Annotated in this window: 15 protein-coding genes; 6 read left to right on the top strand and 9 right to left on the bottom strand. The window is 60.5% G+C overall.

All coding sequences use genetic code 11. The features are described 5' to 3' along the window. Nucleotides 1-26 precede the first annotated feature (26 nt). Nucleotides 27-1,019, bottom strand: a complete 993-nt coding sequence (locus K4G53_RS12235; protein WP_221385982.1) for a Gfo/Idh/MocA family protein — start codon at nucleotides 1,017-1,019, stop codon at nucleotides 27-29. A gap of 335 nt (nucleotides 1,020-1,354) precedes the next feature. On the opposite strand from K4G53_RS12235, the gene K4G53_RS12230 reads away from it, so the two are divergent. The 6 genes from K4G53_RS12230 to K4G53_RS12205 all read left to right on the top strand — a co-directional run bounded on the left by K4G53_RS12230 (nucleotide 1,355) and on the right by K4G53_RS12205 (nucleotide 8,322). After that, nucleotides 1,355-2,965 (top strand): GMC oxidoreductase, encoded by a 1,611-nt coding sequence (locus K4G53_RS12230; RefSeq protein ID WP_221385981.1) that lies wholly within the window; start codon nucleotides 1,355-1,357, stop codon nucleotides 2,963-2,965. Nucleotides 2,966-3,060: 95 nt separating this feature from the next. Further along, a complete protein-coding gene (locus tag K4G53_RS12225; RefSeq protein WP_221385980.1) occupies nucleotides 3,061-4,236 on the top strand; it encodes a multidrug effflux MFS transporter in 1,176 nt (391 codons plus the stop codon). Between the two features lie 67 nt (nucleotides 4,237-4,303). Beyond that, nucleotides 4,304-5,053: an alpha/beta fold hydrolase gene (locus tag K4G53_RS12220; RefSeq protein WP_221385979.1), complete on the top strand. Its 750-nt coding sequence runs from the start codon at nucleotides 4,304-4,306 to the stop codon at nucleotides 5,051-5,053. A 658-nt stretch (nucleotides 5,054-5,711) separates the two neighbouring features. Then, complete coding sequence (locus K4G53_RS12215) at nucleotides 5,712-5,954, top strand: hypothetical protein (protein ID WP_221385978.1); 243 nt, start codon at nucleotides 5,712-5,714, stop codon at nucleotides 5,952-5,954. Nucleotides 5,955-6,082: 128 nt separating this feature from the next. Then, nucleotides 6,083-7,057 carry a sugar phosphate isomerase/epimerase gene (locus tag K4G53_RS12210; RefSeq protein ID WP_221385977.1) on the top strand — a complete coding sequence of 325 codons (975 nt, stop codon included), beginning with the start codon at nucleotides 6,083-6,085 and terminating at the stop codon, nucleotides 7,055-7,057. A gap of 308 nt (nucleotides 7,058-7,365) precedes the next feature. Beyond that, on the top strand, nucleotides 7,366-8,322 hold the full coding sequence (locus tag K4G53_RS12205; RefSeq protein ID WP_221385976.1) for an aldo/keto reductase: 957 nt from the start codon (nucleotides 7,366-7,368) through the stop codon (nucleotides 8,320-8,322). Between the two features lie 1,232 nt (nucleotides 8,323-9,554). On the opposite strand, the gene K4G53_RS12200 is transcribed toward K4G53_RS12205, so the two are convergent. The 8 genes from K4G53_RS12200 to K4G53_RS12170 form a co-directional block, all read right to left on the bottom strand. Then, entirely contained in the window at nucleotides 9,555-9,905 is a 351-nt protein-coding gene (locus tag K4G53_RS12200; RefSeq protein WP_260323574.1) for a polysaccharide deacetylase family protein, read from the bottom strand. A 184-nt stretch (nucleotides 9,906-10,089) separates the two neighbouring features. Next, entirely contained in the window at nucleotides 10,090-10,536 is a 447-nt protein-coding gene (locus K4G53_RS21460) for an ATP-binding protein (RefSeq protein WP_308287875.1), read from the bottom strand. Between the two features lie 26 nt (nucleotides 10,537-10,562). Next, on the bottom strand, nucleotides 10,563-10,823 hold the full coding sequence (locus K4G53_RS21455) for a hypothetical protein (RefSeq protein WP_308287874.1): 261 nt from the start codon (nucleotides 10,821-10,823) through the stop codon (nucleotides 10,563-10,565). Nucleotides 10,824-11,018: 195 nt separating this feature from the next. Next, nucleotides 11,019-11,399, bottom strand: coding sequence for a hypothetical protein (locus K4G53_RS12190; RefSeq protein WP_221385975.1), 381 nt, complete (start codon nucleotides 11,397-11,399; stop codon nucleotides 11,019-11,021). Nucleotides 11,400-11,872: 473 nt separating this feature from the next. After that, nucleotides 11,873-12,886, bottom strand: coding sequence for a UDP-glucose 4-epimerase GalE (gene galE, locus K4G53_RS12185; protein ID WP_221385974.1), 1,014 nt, complete (start codon nucleotides 12,884-12,886; stop codon nucleotides 11,873-11,875). 46 nt (nucleotides 12,887-12,932) lie between these two features. Then, a complete protein-coding gene (locus K4G53_RS12180) occupies nucleotides 12,933-13,136 on the bottom strand; it encodes a hypothetical protein (protein ID WP_221385973.1) in 204 nt (67 codons plus the stop codon). Nucleotides 13,137-13,168: 32 nt separating this feature from the next. After that, nucleotides 13,169-14,920: a beta-galactosidase family protein gene (locus tag K4G53_RS12175; RefSeq protein WP_221385972.1), complete on the bottom strand. Its 1,752-nt coding sequence runs from the start codon at nucleotides 14,918-14,920 to the stop codon at nucleotides 13,169-13,171. 9 nt (nucleotides 14,921-14,929) lie between these two features. Next, nucleotides 14,930-15,637 (bottom strand): hypothetical protein, encoded by a 708-nt coding sequence (locus tag K4G53_RS12170; RefSeq protein ID WP_260323573.1) that lies wholly within the window; start codon nucleotides 15,635-15,637, stop codon nucleotides 14,930-14,932.

Here is a 15,637-nt window from a genome sequence, read left to right as displayed (position 1 = left end):
CGATCGACAGACAAGTTGCGCCCGAGCTAACCGACGCGCTCTATCGCGCCCGACCGAACGGAGGCAAGAATGGCTTCAAAAGTAGCCACGTTGGACCGAATCTCCGCATGAGTAACCGGATACTCCGCGTCTCCTGTTGCAGCCATGGCAAAGGCTTCCACATTGGCACGAACGGCCGAATAGGGTGGGGAAAAGTCCACCTGCGTGTCCTGCCCCCGCAAGCTGAGCGCAAGGTCCCAACCCGTCGAAGCCTCAGGATGTGTCCTATCGCGGATCTCAAACCACCCCTCAGTCCCGTAGACAGCGGCGCGGCCCACAAAAGGCGTGACAAGAATTGCATTGATCGTGGCCGTCCGCCCCTTGGAAAATTTGAGACTGATACTCAAGGAATCGCCGTTATCAAACCCGGCAAAATCACTAGATAGGTTCGCCCACACCTGGTCCGGATGGCCCAGCAAGGAGATGGCCATGTCCACAAGGTGAATGCCTGTGGCCGAAAGCGGTCCGACGGGAGCATGCTCTGCGGACAGCCGCCAGTTATCTCGCGGCAGGGCCAAAAACTTGTCTTGGCTGAAATTGCCCTCGAAAGAGACCGCATCTCCCAGCTTTCCGGAGCTGACGAGGTCCCTCATCTGCATCACGGCTGGCTCAAAGCGCCGCTCATGCCCGATGCCAAGGACGACACCGGCCCGCGACACCGCATCGAGCGCCTCTTCGGCCGCGCGAACGTTGTCGGTAAAGGGCTTTTCGCAAAAGACATGCTTGCCTGATTTTGCCGCCGCGACGACCTGGGCGGCATGGAATTTGTGGGGCGTGCAGAGCAGTACTGCATCAATGGAAGGGTCGGCGACGACCTCTTCGAAGGAGCCCGCCATCCGAAGTCCAAGATCCCTGCCTGCCAGCATCCCCGCTTCATTTGGGTCCACCCCAGTGCTGATCCGGATGCTGTCGGAACCCTGCAGGGTCCGCACCAAAGTGCTGCCCCACCAACCGAGGCCGATCACCGCTGCGTTGATCACATTAACCTCCAAAATCCCTCGTTCCGACCGCATCGTCGGAACACTTTACCCTCATGGCAATGCTTTACTATAGCAGCACAGTAATGCTTTACTACAAGTAGTGGCGCGGAAGTATCGTCGTTTGATACGACCTGATCGGCCTACACGAGGACTGCTGATGTGAATGGTTGGCTCAGATGGGCCAGCCACTCGATGACCGGTTCGGCGTAGATCGCTCAAGACTCCTCCGCCGGCTCGCAAAAACCTTGTTCAGGAACGCGTCGTTTGGCTGGGGACGGCAGCTCCTTCCGATTCCTTCATATCAACCCACCCCAGACAAAAGGATCAGTGGCTAAATGTCTTCTCCTGGCACATCGTTCGGACACAACAGCGAATCTGTGGACGTGTTGATCATCGGTAGTGGCCCGGCAGGATCGGCACACGCCCGGCGCCTCTATGACCTCATGCCCGAAGCCAACATTCTAATGATCGATGCCGGGCCAAGGCTGACCGAAACGTGGGGACGCAATGTTCGCAACCTCCCCGTTGCAGAACGTGGTGCTGCGCAGAAGGCCTCTGAGGGTTCGCACACAGACGGACAGCTGAGCGGCGATGCTGAAATCGTTGCCAGACCTGGCACCCATCTCGTCCGGCCATTTGCATCTGGATCGCTCCAGAAGGACATGCCGGCCGCAGCAATGTCCACCAACGTCGGCGGGATGGGCGCTCATTGGACATGTGCCTGCCCACCGCCCGGCGGATCCGAGAAGATTGACTTCATTGACGGTGCCGTTCTGGACAAGGCTTTTGACGAGGCCCGCAGGTTGCTGAGGGTCACCCAGACTGCCTTCCCGGAAACCCCGGCGAACGCGGCGATCCGACGGACGCTGTCAAAGATTTACGACGAGGGGAGGCCAGCAGCCCGTCGCGTGCAGGCCATGCCCCTTGCCTGTGAGCCCACAGGTGGTCCGCTGCCGGAATGGACGGGAGCGGACAAGATCCTGGCCGCGCTCTCCGATTCGCAATCGTGGGAACGCTTCGAAATCCGAGATCGTACCGTATGCGAGCGGCTTTTGACGGAACCCAACCGCGTTTCTGGCGCGAGTCTGCGCGATCTCCGTACTGGCAGGAGCTACACGGTTCAGGCGGCGTGGGTAGTTGTGGCAGCTGATAGCCTCCGGACCCCGCAGTTGCTGTGGGCCTCAGGGATCAGGCCTCCGGCGCTCGGTCACTACCTCAATGATCAGCCTCAGATTGTGAGCGCCATCGAGATAGATCCTGGCAAGGTTAGTGTCACCAGCTCTGAGTTCGCAGCCGCGGCCGACCTTGCGGACAACCGCGACCAACTAAAAGGTGTCCTGTGGATTCCTTTCGATGACGAACGTCATCCCTTCCACGGGCAAATCATGCAAATGGAGACGGCGCCGATAACGGTGGACGGAGTGGATATCTCCGAGAATGAGCACCTCGTCACGTTTGGCTGGTTTGCCCCCAAGGATATTCAGTTTGAGGACTGCGTTACCTTTGATGAGGCTCAACTGGATGACAACGGTCTTCCAGCCATGCGGATCACTTACACGCTGACCGAAAAAGACCAGGCAAATATTGCTGCGGCCATCGCCGATCTGGATGCTGCTGTGACCTCGTTGGGCCGGTATGCCTCCGGCGGTGAGGCGCGTCTCCTGCCCGCCGGTAGTTCCCTTCATTACCAAGGCAGTTACAGGATTGGGCCCCTGGAGGACGGCACGAGCGTCTGTGACTCCCGTTCACGCGTTTGGGGATTCGAGAACCTCTACCTTGCTGGAAACGGTTTGATACCTACAGCGACTGCCTGCAATCCAACGCTCACCAGTCTGGCGTTGGCCGTCCTGGCGACGGACTCGATCGCAGATTCGCATCGACCCCGGGAGCATGCATTTGCTCGCGAGAACGCCACACTTCCTTCCTCCCATTTGGACGTCGAATGACCAGACCGGTTCTGCTATTTACCGGCCAAGCGAGTCTGTTTCCTTACCGGCGGATCACCGGGCTAGCGCCCCTCTGGGTTAGAAGGACTTCGCCGATGGCGGTGTTGATTCTTCTTGCCGGGTTATCGCCCTGGGCCACCGACATGTACCTCTCAGCGTTCCCGGACATGCAGACCGAATGGGGCACGTCGCCGTCAGCGGTGCAGATGACCCTCACCGGATTTCTAATCGGGATGGCGGCAGGCCAGCTGCTGATCGGAACCCTCAGCGATGGACTGGGCCGGCGTGGGCTGCTGCTCATCGGTTCCGTGGCCTTCACTGTCTGCAGTCTCCTCTGTGCCATTGCTCCCACCATCGAACTCCTGATTCTCATCCGAGCTGTTCAGGGATTCGCAGGTGCTGCCGGCGTCGTTCTCAGCAGAGCAGTCATTTCTGACGCCAGTCACGGACACAGTGCTGCGCGCCGCTTCGCTATCCTGACCTCGATAGGTGCCATGGCTCCGGTCGTGGCACCACTCTTTGGCAACGTGGTCCTTGCCCTGGGGAACTGGCGCCTGATCTTCGTCTCGCTGGCAGCGCTGGGGGTTCTGATGACGGCCGGTACTCTCACTTGGATTCCGGAAACCCTTCCAGCCTGTCGACGCGGAGGAATATCGGTTCGAGCCAATCTCCAAAGAATGCATCAGCTGCTAACCCAGCGGACTTTTGCGGGATACGTCATAGTCGGAAGCCTGGCGCAAGCAAGCCTCATGACCTATGTCGCCGCTTCATCATTCGTCTTGCGTTCAACTTACGGTGTCCCACCAGCCCTGTATTCGGTGATTTTTTCCATTAACGCTGTCGGCATCGTCGGCGCCGCGGCACTGTTCGGCGTGTTGGCAGGACGATTTCGACACCAAGTGCTTTTGGCCGCTGGCCTGATGTGGGGTGCTTTCGGGGCAACTGCGCTGCTTATTTTTTCCCTGATGGGACAGCCGCCGCTGTGGCTCACCTGCGCTTGCTTCTTCACGCAAACATCGGCCACGGGCCTGCTGATGACAGCAATCATGTCCCTGACACAGGCGGATTCCGCAGGATCAAGCGGCGCGGCTTCAGCCCTCGTCGGTGGTTCCCGGTTGCTGGCCGGCGCATCAGTGATACCACTCACCGGTTTGGTTGGAACCGATTCGCTGGTTCCCATGGCAATCATCATGTCAACGCTCATGGTTGCTTCACTCGTGACATATAGACAGTCCGGACCGACCCGACCCGCTGAGGTCGAGGAAACCTAAATCGACTTTTCCGAACCCCGAGCCCGGCAGCCGTCCGAGGACCGTCAGATTTGTTGGAAGGAACGATGTGTCTGAATCCACGCATACCCCCGTGGTCATGCTCCACGCGCTGGGCGTCTCCGGCCTGTCCTGGTCCCCCATAAAGGTACTGCTCAAGCGAGCCGCAATTCAAACTCCAGATCTGCCAGGTCACGGGTGTCGCCCTATATTGTCGGGCCAGCCAAACGATATCGATACGTGGGTTGACGATGTGATGACTCAAATCTCTCCAGATGATAAGAGTGGCGGCATTCACTTGGTTGGTATGTCTCTGGGAGGGATCATCGCTGCTCGGCTTGCCGCCCGCTATCCAGACTTCGTGAAAACCCTCACCCTCGTCGCGACGGTACCACGCTACCCAAATGCCCTACGAGATTTATGGAGAAATCGAATGAACTCTGTACCGGCTTCAGGGATGGTTCCCGTGCTCGAGGCAACAATGAACCTCTGGTTCACGGCCGAAGCACTCAGCATCGGCGGTGACACAGTCGCGGAGGTGCGGTCAGCCCTGCTCGAAACTGCCCCACAGGGATATGCCCAGGCTTGCTCACTTCTGGCTGCTGCCGACATTACTGAAGATCTGCCAATCATCAGCAGCAAAACGCTGGTCGTGTGCGGAAGAGACGATGCCGTCGCCTTCCAATTAGGAGCCGAGACCATCGCCCGCCTGATCCCGAATTCAGGTCTTAAGTTGATAGACCACGGCCGTCACGCAGCCGCCCTTGAGCGGCCAAACGTCTTCGCCGACATACTATCCGAACACCTCACGCACGGGTAAGTGGCCAAATGACGCGACGTTACCTGTGTGGACGGTGGTCGGCCTCCAAATCGCCAACCGTCAATCTCCCTCGAACTGTCGGCCGGGTGAGGACCGGGGTCTCTGGATGTATCCACCTCCGGCCACCGACCGAAAGGCAAGACCTTGAAAGAACATCTGAAACGTCTCGGCGTCCGATTTGTCGACCTAGCCGACATGGGAGGTGGATCCGGTGATTGTGAAGAATCAGGCGCCGGGAAACGCACCCCTCAGGGCCTCTTGACGTCGGACCCGTGGGCCGGCTGGTGGCATCGTGAATCCGAACGACCCAGCACCTACCGACTCCCTGATTCTGTGAGATGTCCCGAGGGCCGTCTGACAAAACCGGGGGAAGGAATGAGCGTATGAATTCGGCCGGGAAACTCCTGCCTGAGCAACGGAACAGACCGACACGATATGGGTACAGGAGATCCGTCGTTGCGGACTGGTGCGAGCTCATTCCGGGGGACTCTGTGCTGTTGCTCGGCCCCGAGGGCGAACCCGATTACAAGGGAACCGTGGACGCGGTGCTGCCTGACGGCACCATCGTATGGCTGATTCTGGACAACGGATGCGGCCGCAGGCTGTTCCACCATGCCGATGGGCACCAGGCCCTTGTGTATCCCGCCAGGTCCAAAACATGAAGGTGGCAAGGAAAGGATTCCCGCTGGAAGACATTACCAACACGCAGCCCGAAGCCCATGCCAGCACGGGGGACCATCATCCGGCTCATGGCAGGGCCTCACAACTCTTCCGATCCAAAATTCCCGACAATGAAAGCGAGGTGCTCATGGGCAACCAACATCCGGCAAACTACGGACCTGAATTCCGGATCGGCCAAAAGCTGGCGCTACACGTGTTCCCTGGCGAAGACCGGACTTGATCAGGTGAGTAGCCCCTGACCGAAGATCCAAACTTTCCATCACCCTCCGACCACTGGCTCAGTTCCGGAGGACGGGCGACGGCGATCCGACCGTCGCGATTCAACGAAAAGGAAGCAATTCAATGTCAATGTCAGACGAAAAGCCGCAGCTGCGGCTCGCAATGGATTTCATCACGATGTACAACACGGATTTGTGGGGGCTGGACGACTACAGCAAGGTCTACTACCGTGACTCCGTGTCGCCAAAAGTCTTTTGGGACAAGTCACTCGACATCCTCGAGAAAGTAGGCATTCAGGGGGTTGAACTTACGGTCGGACTGAGCGACTGGCGTAACGCCCTGGAGCGCTACACGACCGTTGACGGCTTCGTACGTGCCCTTGGGGACCGCGGCCTGGAACTTTGCAGCGGCTTCTACTGTGGTCTGCTTTTCAACGACCCAGCCAACTGGGACCGGACCGAATGGATGAAGCCCGAGCGCCAGAAGGAAATCCTGGCGGAGGTTGCTGCGTATGCGGACTTCATCCGTGCTGCAGGTGCGGACATCATGGTGGCCGGCCTGCCGATGCGTCCCCTCTGGAATGAACCAGGCGCCGGCTTCGTGGACCTTGCCTATGCCCAGAAACTCGCCGACTTCATCAACAAGATGGGACTCGTCACACGCCAGCATGGTGTCCGGCTTGCCCTGCACGCGGCCTCGGGGTCGGTCTTTTGGTTCCGTCGCGACATCGACCTTTTCCTGACACTGACCGACCCTGTGTTTATCGACTTCTGCCCAGATACTGCTCAGATCCTCGCTGGCGGGACTAACCCTGTATCCGTGTTGGAGGATCACTCTCAGCGGGTTTCGATAACCCACTGGAAGGACGTTAGCGGTCCTGCTCGTGAAAACATGGCCATGATCAAACCCGCCGCGCACCAGGAAATGTATGCCCGGGTAGGTTCAGGAGCAGTCGACTGGGCTGCGTGGGCGTCCAAGTTGCGCGATGTGGACTACTCCGGATGGGCACTTATCGAACTGGACGCAGCTGCAGACCCGGCAGCTGATCTCATCGCTGCGCGTGAATATATGGAGGAACACGCGCTCCCCGCGTACTACCGCTGACCGTCGTCCGGTATCGCCGGGCGGTGGCCTAGTTCACCCACTGAGCCACCGCCCGCAGGTCCACGGAGCGCATGTGCGCTCTTTCCTGTCCGCTATGGCCATGAGCACGTTTCCAAGGCGGGCCTGGCCGCTTGCGATATTGAAATGCAGGCTGTTGTATACGAGCCAACGTCAGGAAATCGCTTGGCTATATCAGGGGTCGACAGTTCAATCTCATGGATCTTGTTGCCGGAATTCCTCCGGGCCTCCGTGCAGATGATTGCCGTACCGCCCGGGTAGAGGCATCTAATCAATATAGGAGGTACTGCATGCGTTACAGAAGAGTGGGGAATTCAGGACTGGTCGTCTCGGAGGTCGGACTTGGGGGCAATAACTTTGGAAGGCGTCTCGACCTTAAGGAGACCCGGGCCGTCGTACATACTGCTCTCGAGCACGGAGTGACCTTCATCGATACCGCAGAATCCTACGGGGCAATCCCAGGCGCATCGGAAGAACTCCTTGGAGAGGTGCTTGAATCCAAGCGCGACCAGGTGATTATCGGTACAAAGTTCGGGCACCACAAGCTACGTGCCAATGCCGGCCCGCAATCCGGATCACGTGGAGGGCGTTCGGCAATTCGAATAGCTCTCGAAGGCAGCCTGAGGAGACTCAAAACTGACTACATCGACCTCTACCAATACCACCGATTCGACCCTGGAACACCCCTTGAAGAAACTGTTTCCACATTGGCTGACCTCGTACGGGAAGGGAAGATCCGATACTTTGGACACACCGCCTTCCGTGGTTGGCAGATTGCAGAATCACAGCACCTGGCACGGTTGCAGGGCGGTAATGGCTTTGTGTCCGGTTCATATCTCTGGAACATGATCGAGCGCTGGGCCGAAACAGACACTGTCCCAACAGCAGTCCATTATGGTCTTGGCATATTTCCGTACTTTCCGCTCGCACAAGGTCTACTGACCGGAAAAATATCTCGCAAGGAGATTCCTCTAGGGGCGCGCTTGAGCACGACACCGGAGCTGGCCACCAATGAAGCACTCGACGTTGTTGAGAAATTTTCCGCGTGGGCAAGGCCTCGCGACCTCTCGGTTCTAAATGTGGCTTTTGGCGGGCTAACACACAACCCTGCAGTGGCCTCTGTTATCGCTGGTGCCAGCAACCCGCAGCAGGTCATCGCGAACATTGAAGCCGCTGAATGGCATCCTTCCGAGGCTGAGTATGCGGAAATCGATGCTCTGAATCCGTCCACGCCGTGGACCGAATAGACGCTTCTGAGGGAAACCAAAACATGCATTAGATGCACGACTGTGGTGGCTTCAGCGCTTCACGCAGCAGATGCGCGAGACCGCTCTGATAACAGAGGCGGCTCCTATCTGTGGAAACGTCAAATACGTCCAGGCTGGAGTTCCCGCAGCTACTTCAACTCGTTCCACTCGAACCCCGATAAGGAGATCTCGTCAATCTGGCGGAGTGGGCGATCCACCTTGGCAGCAGCTGGCGAATCGGGGACGATCTCATTACCGGTTCTCCTGCCCGTCCGGGATAAAGGACATTATCGCCGCGTACCAGGTTCCGGCAGCGCCGCCCTCTCCAGCAAAAGCCAACGGGACACCCCCGAAGCCGGCGCTGGCGGGAGCGCCCGGCCGCAATGGCCGGCCCGGACAGGCAGAACCCGCTGTCACTTCGTATCGTCTGGTGTGAACTGGACTAGACGCATGGCGCTAACCAAAGCGAAACCCTTGCCGCCCTGACAGAACTCAGCGACCACTGAGGGGCCGTGGATCCGCGTATCGCGGCCAGGGCCTGTGACGAGTGAGCAGCCGGGGCCACTTGGAAAGAAGTCGGGCGCATCCTCGGCATAACGAGACGAGCTGCTTAGCAGCGTTTCGGAGCGGTCGACCGGCAGGAAAATGGTCTTGCTGACAATGCGAAGTTCAGGGACTCTTTAGACCTCCAGAACCCGGAGCTGTGAAGCCATTACCGCGACGTTTGGCAAGGCTCGCGATCCGCAGATCTGCATGCACGGTCCGGAAATTTCCGTGCAAGTCATCCCAGCAGCCGGGGAACCGGCCGTGGGTTGTCCATTCCCAGCCGCTCCACGCCCACGGTTCGGGGCGGAACCCGATGCGCCATACAGTGCCGGCCGGCGGGATGATGGCCAGTTCGTTCTGCTCCATCCTGCGGCCGTGAAGGCACGGGCATCGGCAAGGACGGATTGTGCGGCCTTGTCGACATGGCCCTCGCGATGCAGCAGCCTGTCCGGCGGGACGTCGTCCAGCTTCGGGTTCAGGCCCCGGAACCAGGCCTGGGCCACGGTCGGGAGTGGCGCTCGGCCAACAAGGCCGCGACGTGGTCGGTAGGCCGGAGCCGGGTCATCGCCTCGGTCGAGCATCACGTTAGGCCGGGGAAGTCCTCCAGCAGCACCACTTGCAGGCCGGCGGCGTCTTGTGCTGCACGGAAAGCGCGAAATCGGCGGGGGATTCGGCTCGGAAGTGCATCAGGACGATGTCGCCGGGCCGTAGGGTGTTGCCGTATTGGTAGTCCATGCGGCCGGATTGGCTTTGGCTTCCCAGGTGATGATTGCTTTGAGTCCGGCGGCTGCGGCTGCTTGCCGCATGGTCGTGGAGTAGGCGCCTCCAGGGGGCCTAAACAGGGCGGGTTTGCGACCGTATTGTTGTGCGGCGAAATCCTGCATCCCGATAATGTCGTCGAGTTGCCGCTGGTAGCCCCACTGGGTGGTCATGTTCACGTTATGGCTGACGGTGTGGTTTTCGATCCGGCTGCCTCGTTCCATGAAGGCCTTGAAAAAGGCCGGGTTGTCCCGGACCGTGTTGCTCGTCAGGAACAAACTGGCAGGAAAGTCGTTTTCGGCGAGGAGTTGGATGCTGTCCGGGAATTTGACCGCTCCATCATGAGTATTTGAAGGGTTGGAGGCCAGTCGATCTTGCCTTTGGGGGCCATTGATATTGCCGGTGGGGGCCAGTGGCCGTGGCTATGGGGGCCGCCGGCTCCCACCGGGGTTTCTTATTGCGTCACTCTGGCGTGTTCACGCATGTTGTGGTTGCCGGTATCGACCCAGATGGTGTTGTGCACGATGCGGTCCATGATCGCATCGGCGTGGACCCCGGAGCCGAGTCGCTTGTGCCAGTCCTTCTTGGCGTATTGGGTGCCGACACGGTGGAAGCTGTGTCGTACCTGCGCTCGAGTAGCTCCAGCAGCATGCTGTGCATGCCCTCGTCGGGGTAGTCGAGAAGCCATTCGTCGATCACCAGCAGGGTGAAGGCCGCGTATTTCTTCAGGAACTTCGTGACGCCCAATGGCTTGTCCTTTGCCAGCGCCCAGGCTTCCTCGAGGTCGGGCATGCGGACGTAGTGGGCCCGGATCCGGTGCTGGCAGGCCTGCTTAGCCAGAGCGCATCCCAGGTAGGACTTCCCGGACCCGGTAAATCCTTGAAATACGACGTTCTGCTGCCGTTCGATGAACGAGCACGTGCCGAGCTGGGCGATCAGGTTCCGGTCCAGTCCTCGTCCACGAGGTCGAGCCGGCGCAGGTCCGCGCCCGGGTAGCGTAATCCTGCCCGTCGAATCAGTCCTTCGACCTTGGCGTGGTTGAAGCCGGAGTGGGCTTCGTCGACAATCAGGCGGAGCCGTTCCTCGAAGGCCATGCCGAGCACGAGCGTCTCGTCCTGGGCCTCAAGTGCTCCGAGCATCGGGACGGCGCCCATCTCACGGAGCTTGCGTTTGGTTTCCGTGTCGATCGCGCTCATTTCACCCGCGGTTGCCGTGTCGTCCCGGGAATCGCTAGTGCCTGGCTTGTCCGATGGGCATTGGACCGGCGACGGAGTTCTTTCCGGCCGAAAACCCGCGGTAGTGATCCTTCGCCTCCCCGAACACGATCTCTTCGGCTGCCGGGACAAGGGTTGGGTCCCGTGGAGGCGCACCGGCATCCTTGGCCGCCTTGATTATGTGGCGTATGTGTCGTTCACGAATGCTTCGGCCGCTCCCCAAACTTCACGGGAACGCAACTGCTGGATGTAAAGGACGGGAAGTTCTTCGTCCAGGCGGGGATTGGCCCCCGTCAGCCAAGCCAACGCTACATGCCTGCCTTCGGCAAGCTGAAGGGTCTTCGACACGCCATGACCCAACCTCAGGCGGAACTCGACGTCCGGCCGGGGTTCCGGGCCGTCAGGCTTAGCCCACCGGAACGGGGAGGTGCGGTCCTTCACGCCGGCCATCGTCTGGACGACAGTCGTCCCCAGGTTTGCATTGAATTCGCGCACAAGATCGTGGATGTTCATCCCGGTGGTCCCCAGATGGATCTCATGCCGGGTCGCTTCGTCCATGGCCCCATCGTCCCAGAACAGCCAGCCAAGCAACACAGATGCCACACAAAACAATCCGGGCTCCGGTGCGTCGCGAGCGGTTATGCCCGGAGAGGACGATTTCAGAGGTTTAGTGGGCACCGCGGCGGGCCCGGCGGCATTCCCGCCCGTACCGAGGCGCATGCCGGTGTCGCCACGGTTGGCGAAGTCGTGGTCGTCCTCGAATCCGGTTTGGACGCCATGAAGTTATTCCCGCTGGCCCCGCAGGCGGTGCAGTTCTGCCCCACTGGGGGGTGTATCAGCCTGGCCACGGCCCGGACACCTGAAGCTGCCCAACGTGACCTGCGTGGGCGGCCGCTGGATCTCCCCCGCAAAGGCCGTCGCCGCCAAGGGCTGGGACCGCATCGCAACTCTGCCGGCGGGGCGGCATTACTCAACCCGTAGGCGTCAGCCCTCGGGCCGATGTGCCCTCACCCGGATCCGATGCTCCGAAATTAGGAGGGGTAGCCTTGGGGGTTGCTCTTCTGCCAGCGCCAGTGGTCCTCGCACATCTGGTCCACGGTCTTGGCGGGGGACCAGCTCAGGTCCTCCAGCGCAGACGTGGCATCGGCCCAGAAAGCAGGAAGGTCTCCCGCGCGGCGGCCGGTGATCTCGTAAGGAATGGGCTTACCCACGGCCTTCTCGAAGGACCGCAGGACCTCCAGGACCGAGGAGCCCTTTCCCGAGCCAAGGTTCCAGCGGAAGACACCAGTGCGGCCTGCAATACGGTTCAGTGCCGCGACGTGCCCCTCTGCGAGGTCCACCACGTGGATGTAGTCGCGCTGGCAGGTGCCGTCGGGGGTGTCGTAGTCGCCGCCGAACACCATGAGCTTCTCGCGCCGGCCCACGGCAACCTGGGCGATGAACGGGACCAGGTTGTTCGGGATGCCCTGCGGGTCTTCGCCGATGCGGCCCGAGGGGTGCGCGCCCACCGGGTTGAAGTAGCGCAGCAGTGCTATGTGCCAGCGGGAGTCAGCGGCGCCCAGGTCCGAGAGGATGTCCTCGATCTGTTCCTTGGTGCGCCCGTAGGGGTTGTTCGCGCCGATCTCCATCCTTTCCACGTACGGGATGGGGTTGTGTTCCCCGTAGACGGTAGCCGACGAGCTGAAGACGATGGACCGGACATCGTGCCTGTCCATGACGCGGACCAGGTTCAGCGTTCCCACCAGGTTGTTGTAGTAGTACTTCAGCGGCTCCTGCACTGACTCCCCGACGGCCTTGAGTCCCGCGAAGTGAATGACGGCTTCAATATCGCTGCCGGTAATGACGTTTTCGAGGGCGGCCTCGTCCACCAGGTCAACGTTGTGGAACTCCGCAGTCTTGCCGGAGAGTTCGGCCACGCGGCGAAGCGATTCGTCGCTGGAATTGACCAGGTTGTCGATGACGACCACGTCGTGGCCAGCTTCCTGCAGGGAAAGAACAGTGTGGGAACCGATGTAGCCAGTGCCCCCCGTAACCAGAATTCTCACTTTTGTCGCCCTCAATCCAGCCGGGCGCTACAACGCGTGGACATGTTCAGTAGCTCTGTTCCATGATGGTGCCAAAGGGTACGGCCGCGGATATCGCTACTGAATAGTGCGTAGGCGAGTGCCGGGTAACAAGGACTCCGTGACGTTCATCCACGGCGGCCGGCTGCAGAACGGCAACTGCCGAGTCAAGCTCTTCCTCGACTGCTTGAGGGGCGGCGACATGGAATTCAATATGGTTTAGGGGGGTCATGATCGCTCCTTCTTGATGCGCTGGGTGGGACTCTATTTCTCGGCAGGGCCGAGATCGGGTGCAGACGTGAATTGGACAACGGTACTGGTGCTCCCGTGAAGTTCAACGATGGCAAGCTCGTTAATGCCTTCCTGCAGGGCCGGACCGGGAATGTAGAGGGTGCGTTGAGGCCCCCGACTCCAGTACCGACCAAGATTGAATCCGTTGATAAAGACGGAGCCCTTGGTCCAGCCATCCAGTCGTAGGTACCGGTCACCGGGATGATCAAGCCTGAACTGGGCAAAGCAAATGGACGGCCCACCTACCCCAGCATCGGGATCGAGTGGCGTTGCTTCGGCACCGAGGACAGCCAGACGATCAAAGTCCACGCTTCGCACTCTCCAGCCGTGGATCTCCCGGCCGTTGAGTTTGGCTGGCCCGATCAAACCCTTGACCTCGCCGATTCGCTGCCCGTAGTTCACGCGGCCTTGGTCCTCCAGCAGCACCGCCAACCGGCCCTCTCCCGGAATGGTGATGCTCCGTTCGCCGAGTTCACGGCTAAGCACTCCGATCGGTGTACCGTCCAGGAAGAATTGTGCGCGGTCACGGATCTCCTCAAAGGTCAGCACTCCACCGGATGCCACTGATGCTTCGTAAAGGTAGAAACCACGGTACTGACCGGTGCGTTCGACCGTCGGTACCGGTCCCGAGGTCTGCATTGCTTTCCCCAGATCGTCGACGACCTTGAGCAGCGGCACAGATGCGGTCATGGATAGCGCCGCATCAGCGGCAACCGGGCGCCTTAGCGGCACACTGTCCGGTATTTCGACGTGTTTGGCAATGACGTCCCGGAAAGCGAAATATTTGTCGGTTGGGTGCCCGTCTTCGGTGAGCGGCGCGTCGTAATCGTAGGAGGTGATGGTGGGTTCGTAAATGCCTTTGTCATTGGCACCGTTGGTGAAGCCGAAGTTCGTGCCGCCGTGGAACATGTAGATGTTCACAGAGGCCCCCGCCGTCAGCAAGGCGTCCAGTTCCGCCGCCGAGGCGGCAGCATCCGTCGTGTGGTGCTGTGTGCCCCAGTTGTCGAACCATCCGTTCCAGAACTCGGCGCACATGAGCGGGCCGTCCGGCTGACGTTCCCGCAGGAATGCGAGCCGCTCGTCGGCACGTGAGCCAAAGGTCGCAGTTTTGTGCAGCCCGGGCAGGGAGCCGTCTTCGATCATGGTGCCGAAGGGCTGATCGCAGGTGAACAGCGGGACATCTATCCCGGCGCGCTTTGCCGTATCCACCAGGTGCTGCAGGTAGGCCTTGTCCGAGCCGTAGGCGCCGTACTCGTTTTCGATCTGGAAGAGGATGACCGGGCCGCCTCGGCTGATCTGGCGATCCACCACGGTGGGTAGGACTTGCTCCATGAAGTGGTCGACGGCGGCCAGGTAGCCAGGTTCGCTGCTGCGGACACCAATCGTGGGGTCCGCGAAGAGCCAGGCGGGAAGTCCGCCGTTGTCCCACTCGGCGCAGATGTAGGGGCCGGGCCGGACGATGGCGCGCATCCCCTCTGCTGCTACAAGATCAAGGAACCGGCCGAGGTCCAGGCCACCGTGAGTGATGAACTCCCCCGCGGTTGGTGAGTGCTCATTCCAGGGGACATACGTCTCGATGGTGTTGAGACCCATGAGCCGCGCTTTGTGAATCCTGTCAGCCCACAGGTCGGGGTGGACGCGAAAGTAGTGGATGGCGCCGGAGAGGATCCGGAACGGTTCGCCGTCCAGGAGGAAGTCATGGTCGCCGATGGCAAAAGTGGGCAAGAAGAGTTCCTAAGTAGAGCGCAGGGCAGCGGAGTAGGCGTAGGAGGCGTTGCTCCAGACGACGAATAGCAGTGGCGCCGGCGCCAGGGCAACGCCGAGGACGGGCTGGAGCAATGCCGCAGCGGCGATGATGCCCAGCAGTACCAGCATGGCCAGGCTCAGGTACCAGCGCTGCACGGAAAGGTACAGGGATGCCTTGAGCAGGCTTTTCAGCCCGGCCGTGGGCAGCAGGACGACGCCGGCAAGCGCCATCACAGCCACGCTGAGGGCGACCGCGGAGGCCACCACTATCACGGGTACCAGTACGGCTCCGGCAGGCATGGGCTGGACTATGGCAAGGTCCATGCCGAGGAACAACAGTACCGCCACGGCCGCCAGGCCCAGCGGGGCTGCCCGCCGGAATCCGCGCCGGTAGCCGCGCAGGAAGGAGGCGACAGGCTTCGTCGCGGCCCCGTCGTCATTCAATGCCTGGAAGGAGGCGAAGAGGCTGGCGAGCGACGGAGGGATAGTGACGGACAGCGCCAGGAAGAACGGCCACGCAGCGAGAGGGTCGGCAACCAGGGCCAGGCACAGCACCAGTGGGGCATTGGCCAGGGCCATCAGCACGTTTCCGGTCAGGAAAGTGTAGATGAAGCCGAAGATACCGCCGAACGTTTCGAACCCGGGGCTGGGGATGCGCCCAACCAGGCCGCGCCGACGCACCGGGTGCTGTGCCAT

This window comes from Arthrobacter sp. MAHUQ-56 (assembly GCF_019710585.1).
Classification (GTDB): Bacteria; Actinomycetota; Actinomycetes; order Actinomycetales; family Micrococcaceae; genus Arthrobacter.
The sequence above is the reverse complement of the archived record's forward strand: the minus strand, read 5'-3'. Positions and strand labels throughout refer to the sequence as shown.

Excerpts from the sequence above, each read along its gene's own strand:
- K4G53_RS12230 (WP_221385981.1), top strand. The coding sequence starts at position 1,355 with ATGTCTTCTCCTGGCACATCGTTCGGACACAACAGCGAATCTGTGGAC.
- K4G53_RS12225 (WP_221385980.1), top strand. The coding sequence starts at position 3,061 with ATGGCGGTGTTGATTCTTCTTGCCGGGTTATCGCCCTGGGCCACCGAC.
- K4G53_RS12215 (WP_221385978.1), top strand. The coding sequence starts at position 5,712 with ATGAAGGTGGCAAGGAAAGGATTCCCGCTGGAAGACATTACCAACACG.
- K4G53_RS12210 (WP_221385977.1), top strand. The coding sequence starts at position 6,083 with ATGTCAGACGAAAAGCCGCAGCTGCGGCTCGCAATGGATTTCATCACG.
- K4G53_RS12205 (WP_221385976.1), top strand. The coding sequence starts at position 7,366 with ATGCGTTACAGAAGAGTGGGGAATTCAGGACTGGTCGTCTCGGAGGTC.
- K4G53_RS21455 (WP_308287874.1), bottom strand. The coding sequence starts at position 10,823 with ATGAGCGCGATCGACACGGAAACCAAACGCAAGCTCCGTGAGATGGGC.
- K4G53_RS12190 (WP_221385975.1), bottom strand. The coding sequence starts at position 11,399 with ATGGACGAAGCGACCCGGCATGAGATCCATCTGGGGACCACCGGGATG.
- K4G53_RS12180 (WP_221385973.1), bottom strand. The coding sequence starts at position 13,136 with ATGACCCCCCTAAACCATATTGAATTCCATGTCGCCGCCCCTCAAGCA.
- K4G53_RS12170 (WP_260323573.1), bottom strand. The coding sequence starts at position 15,637 with ATGGCACAGCACCCGGTGCGTCGGCGCGGCCTGGTTGGGCGCATCCCC.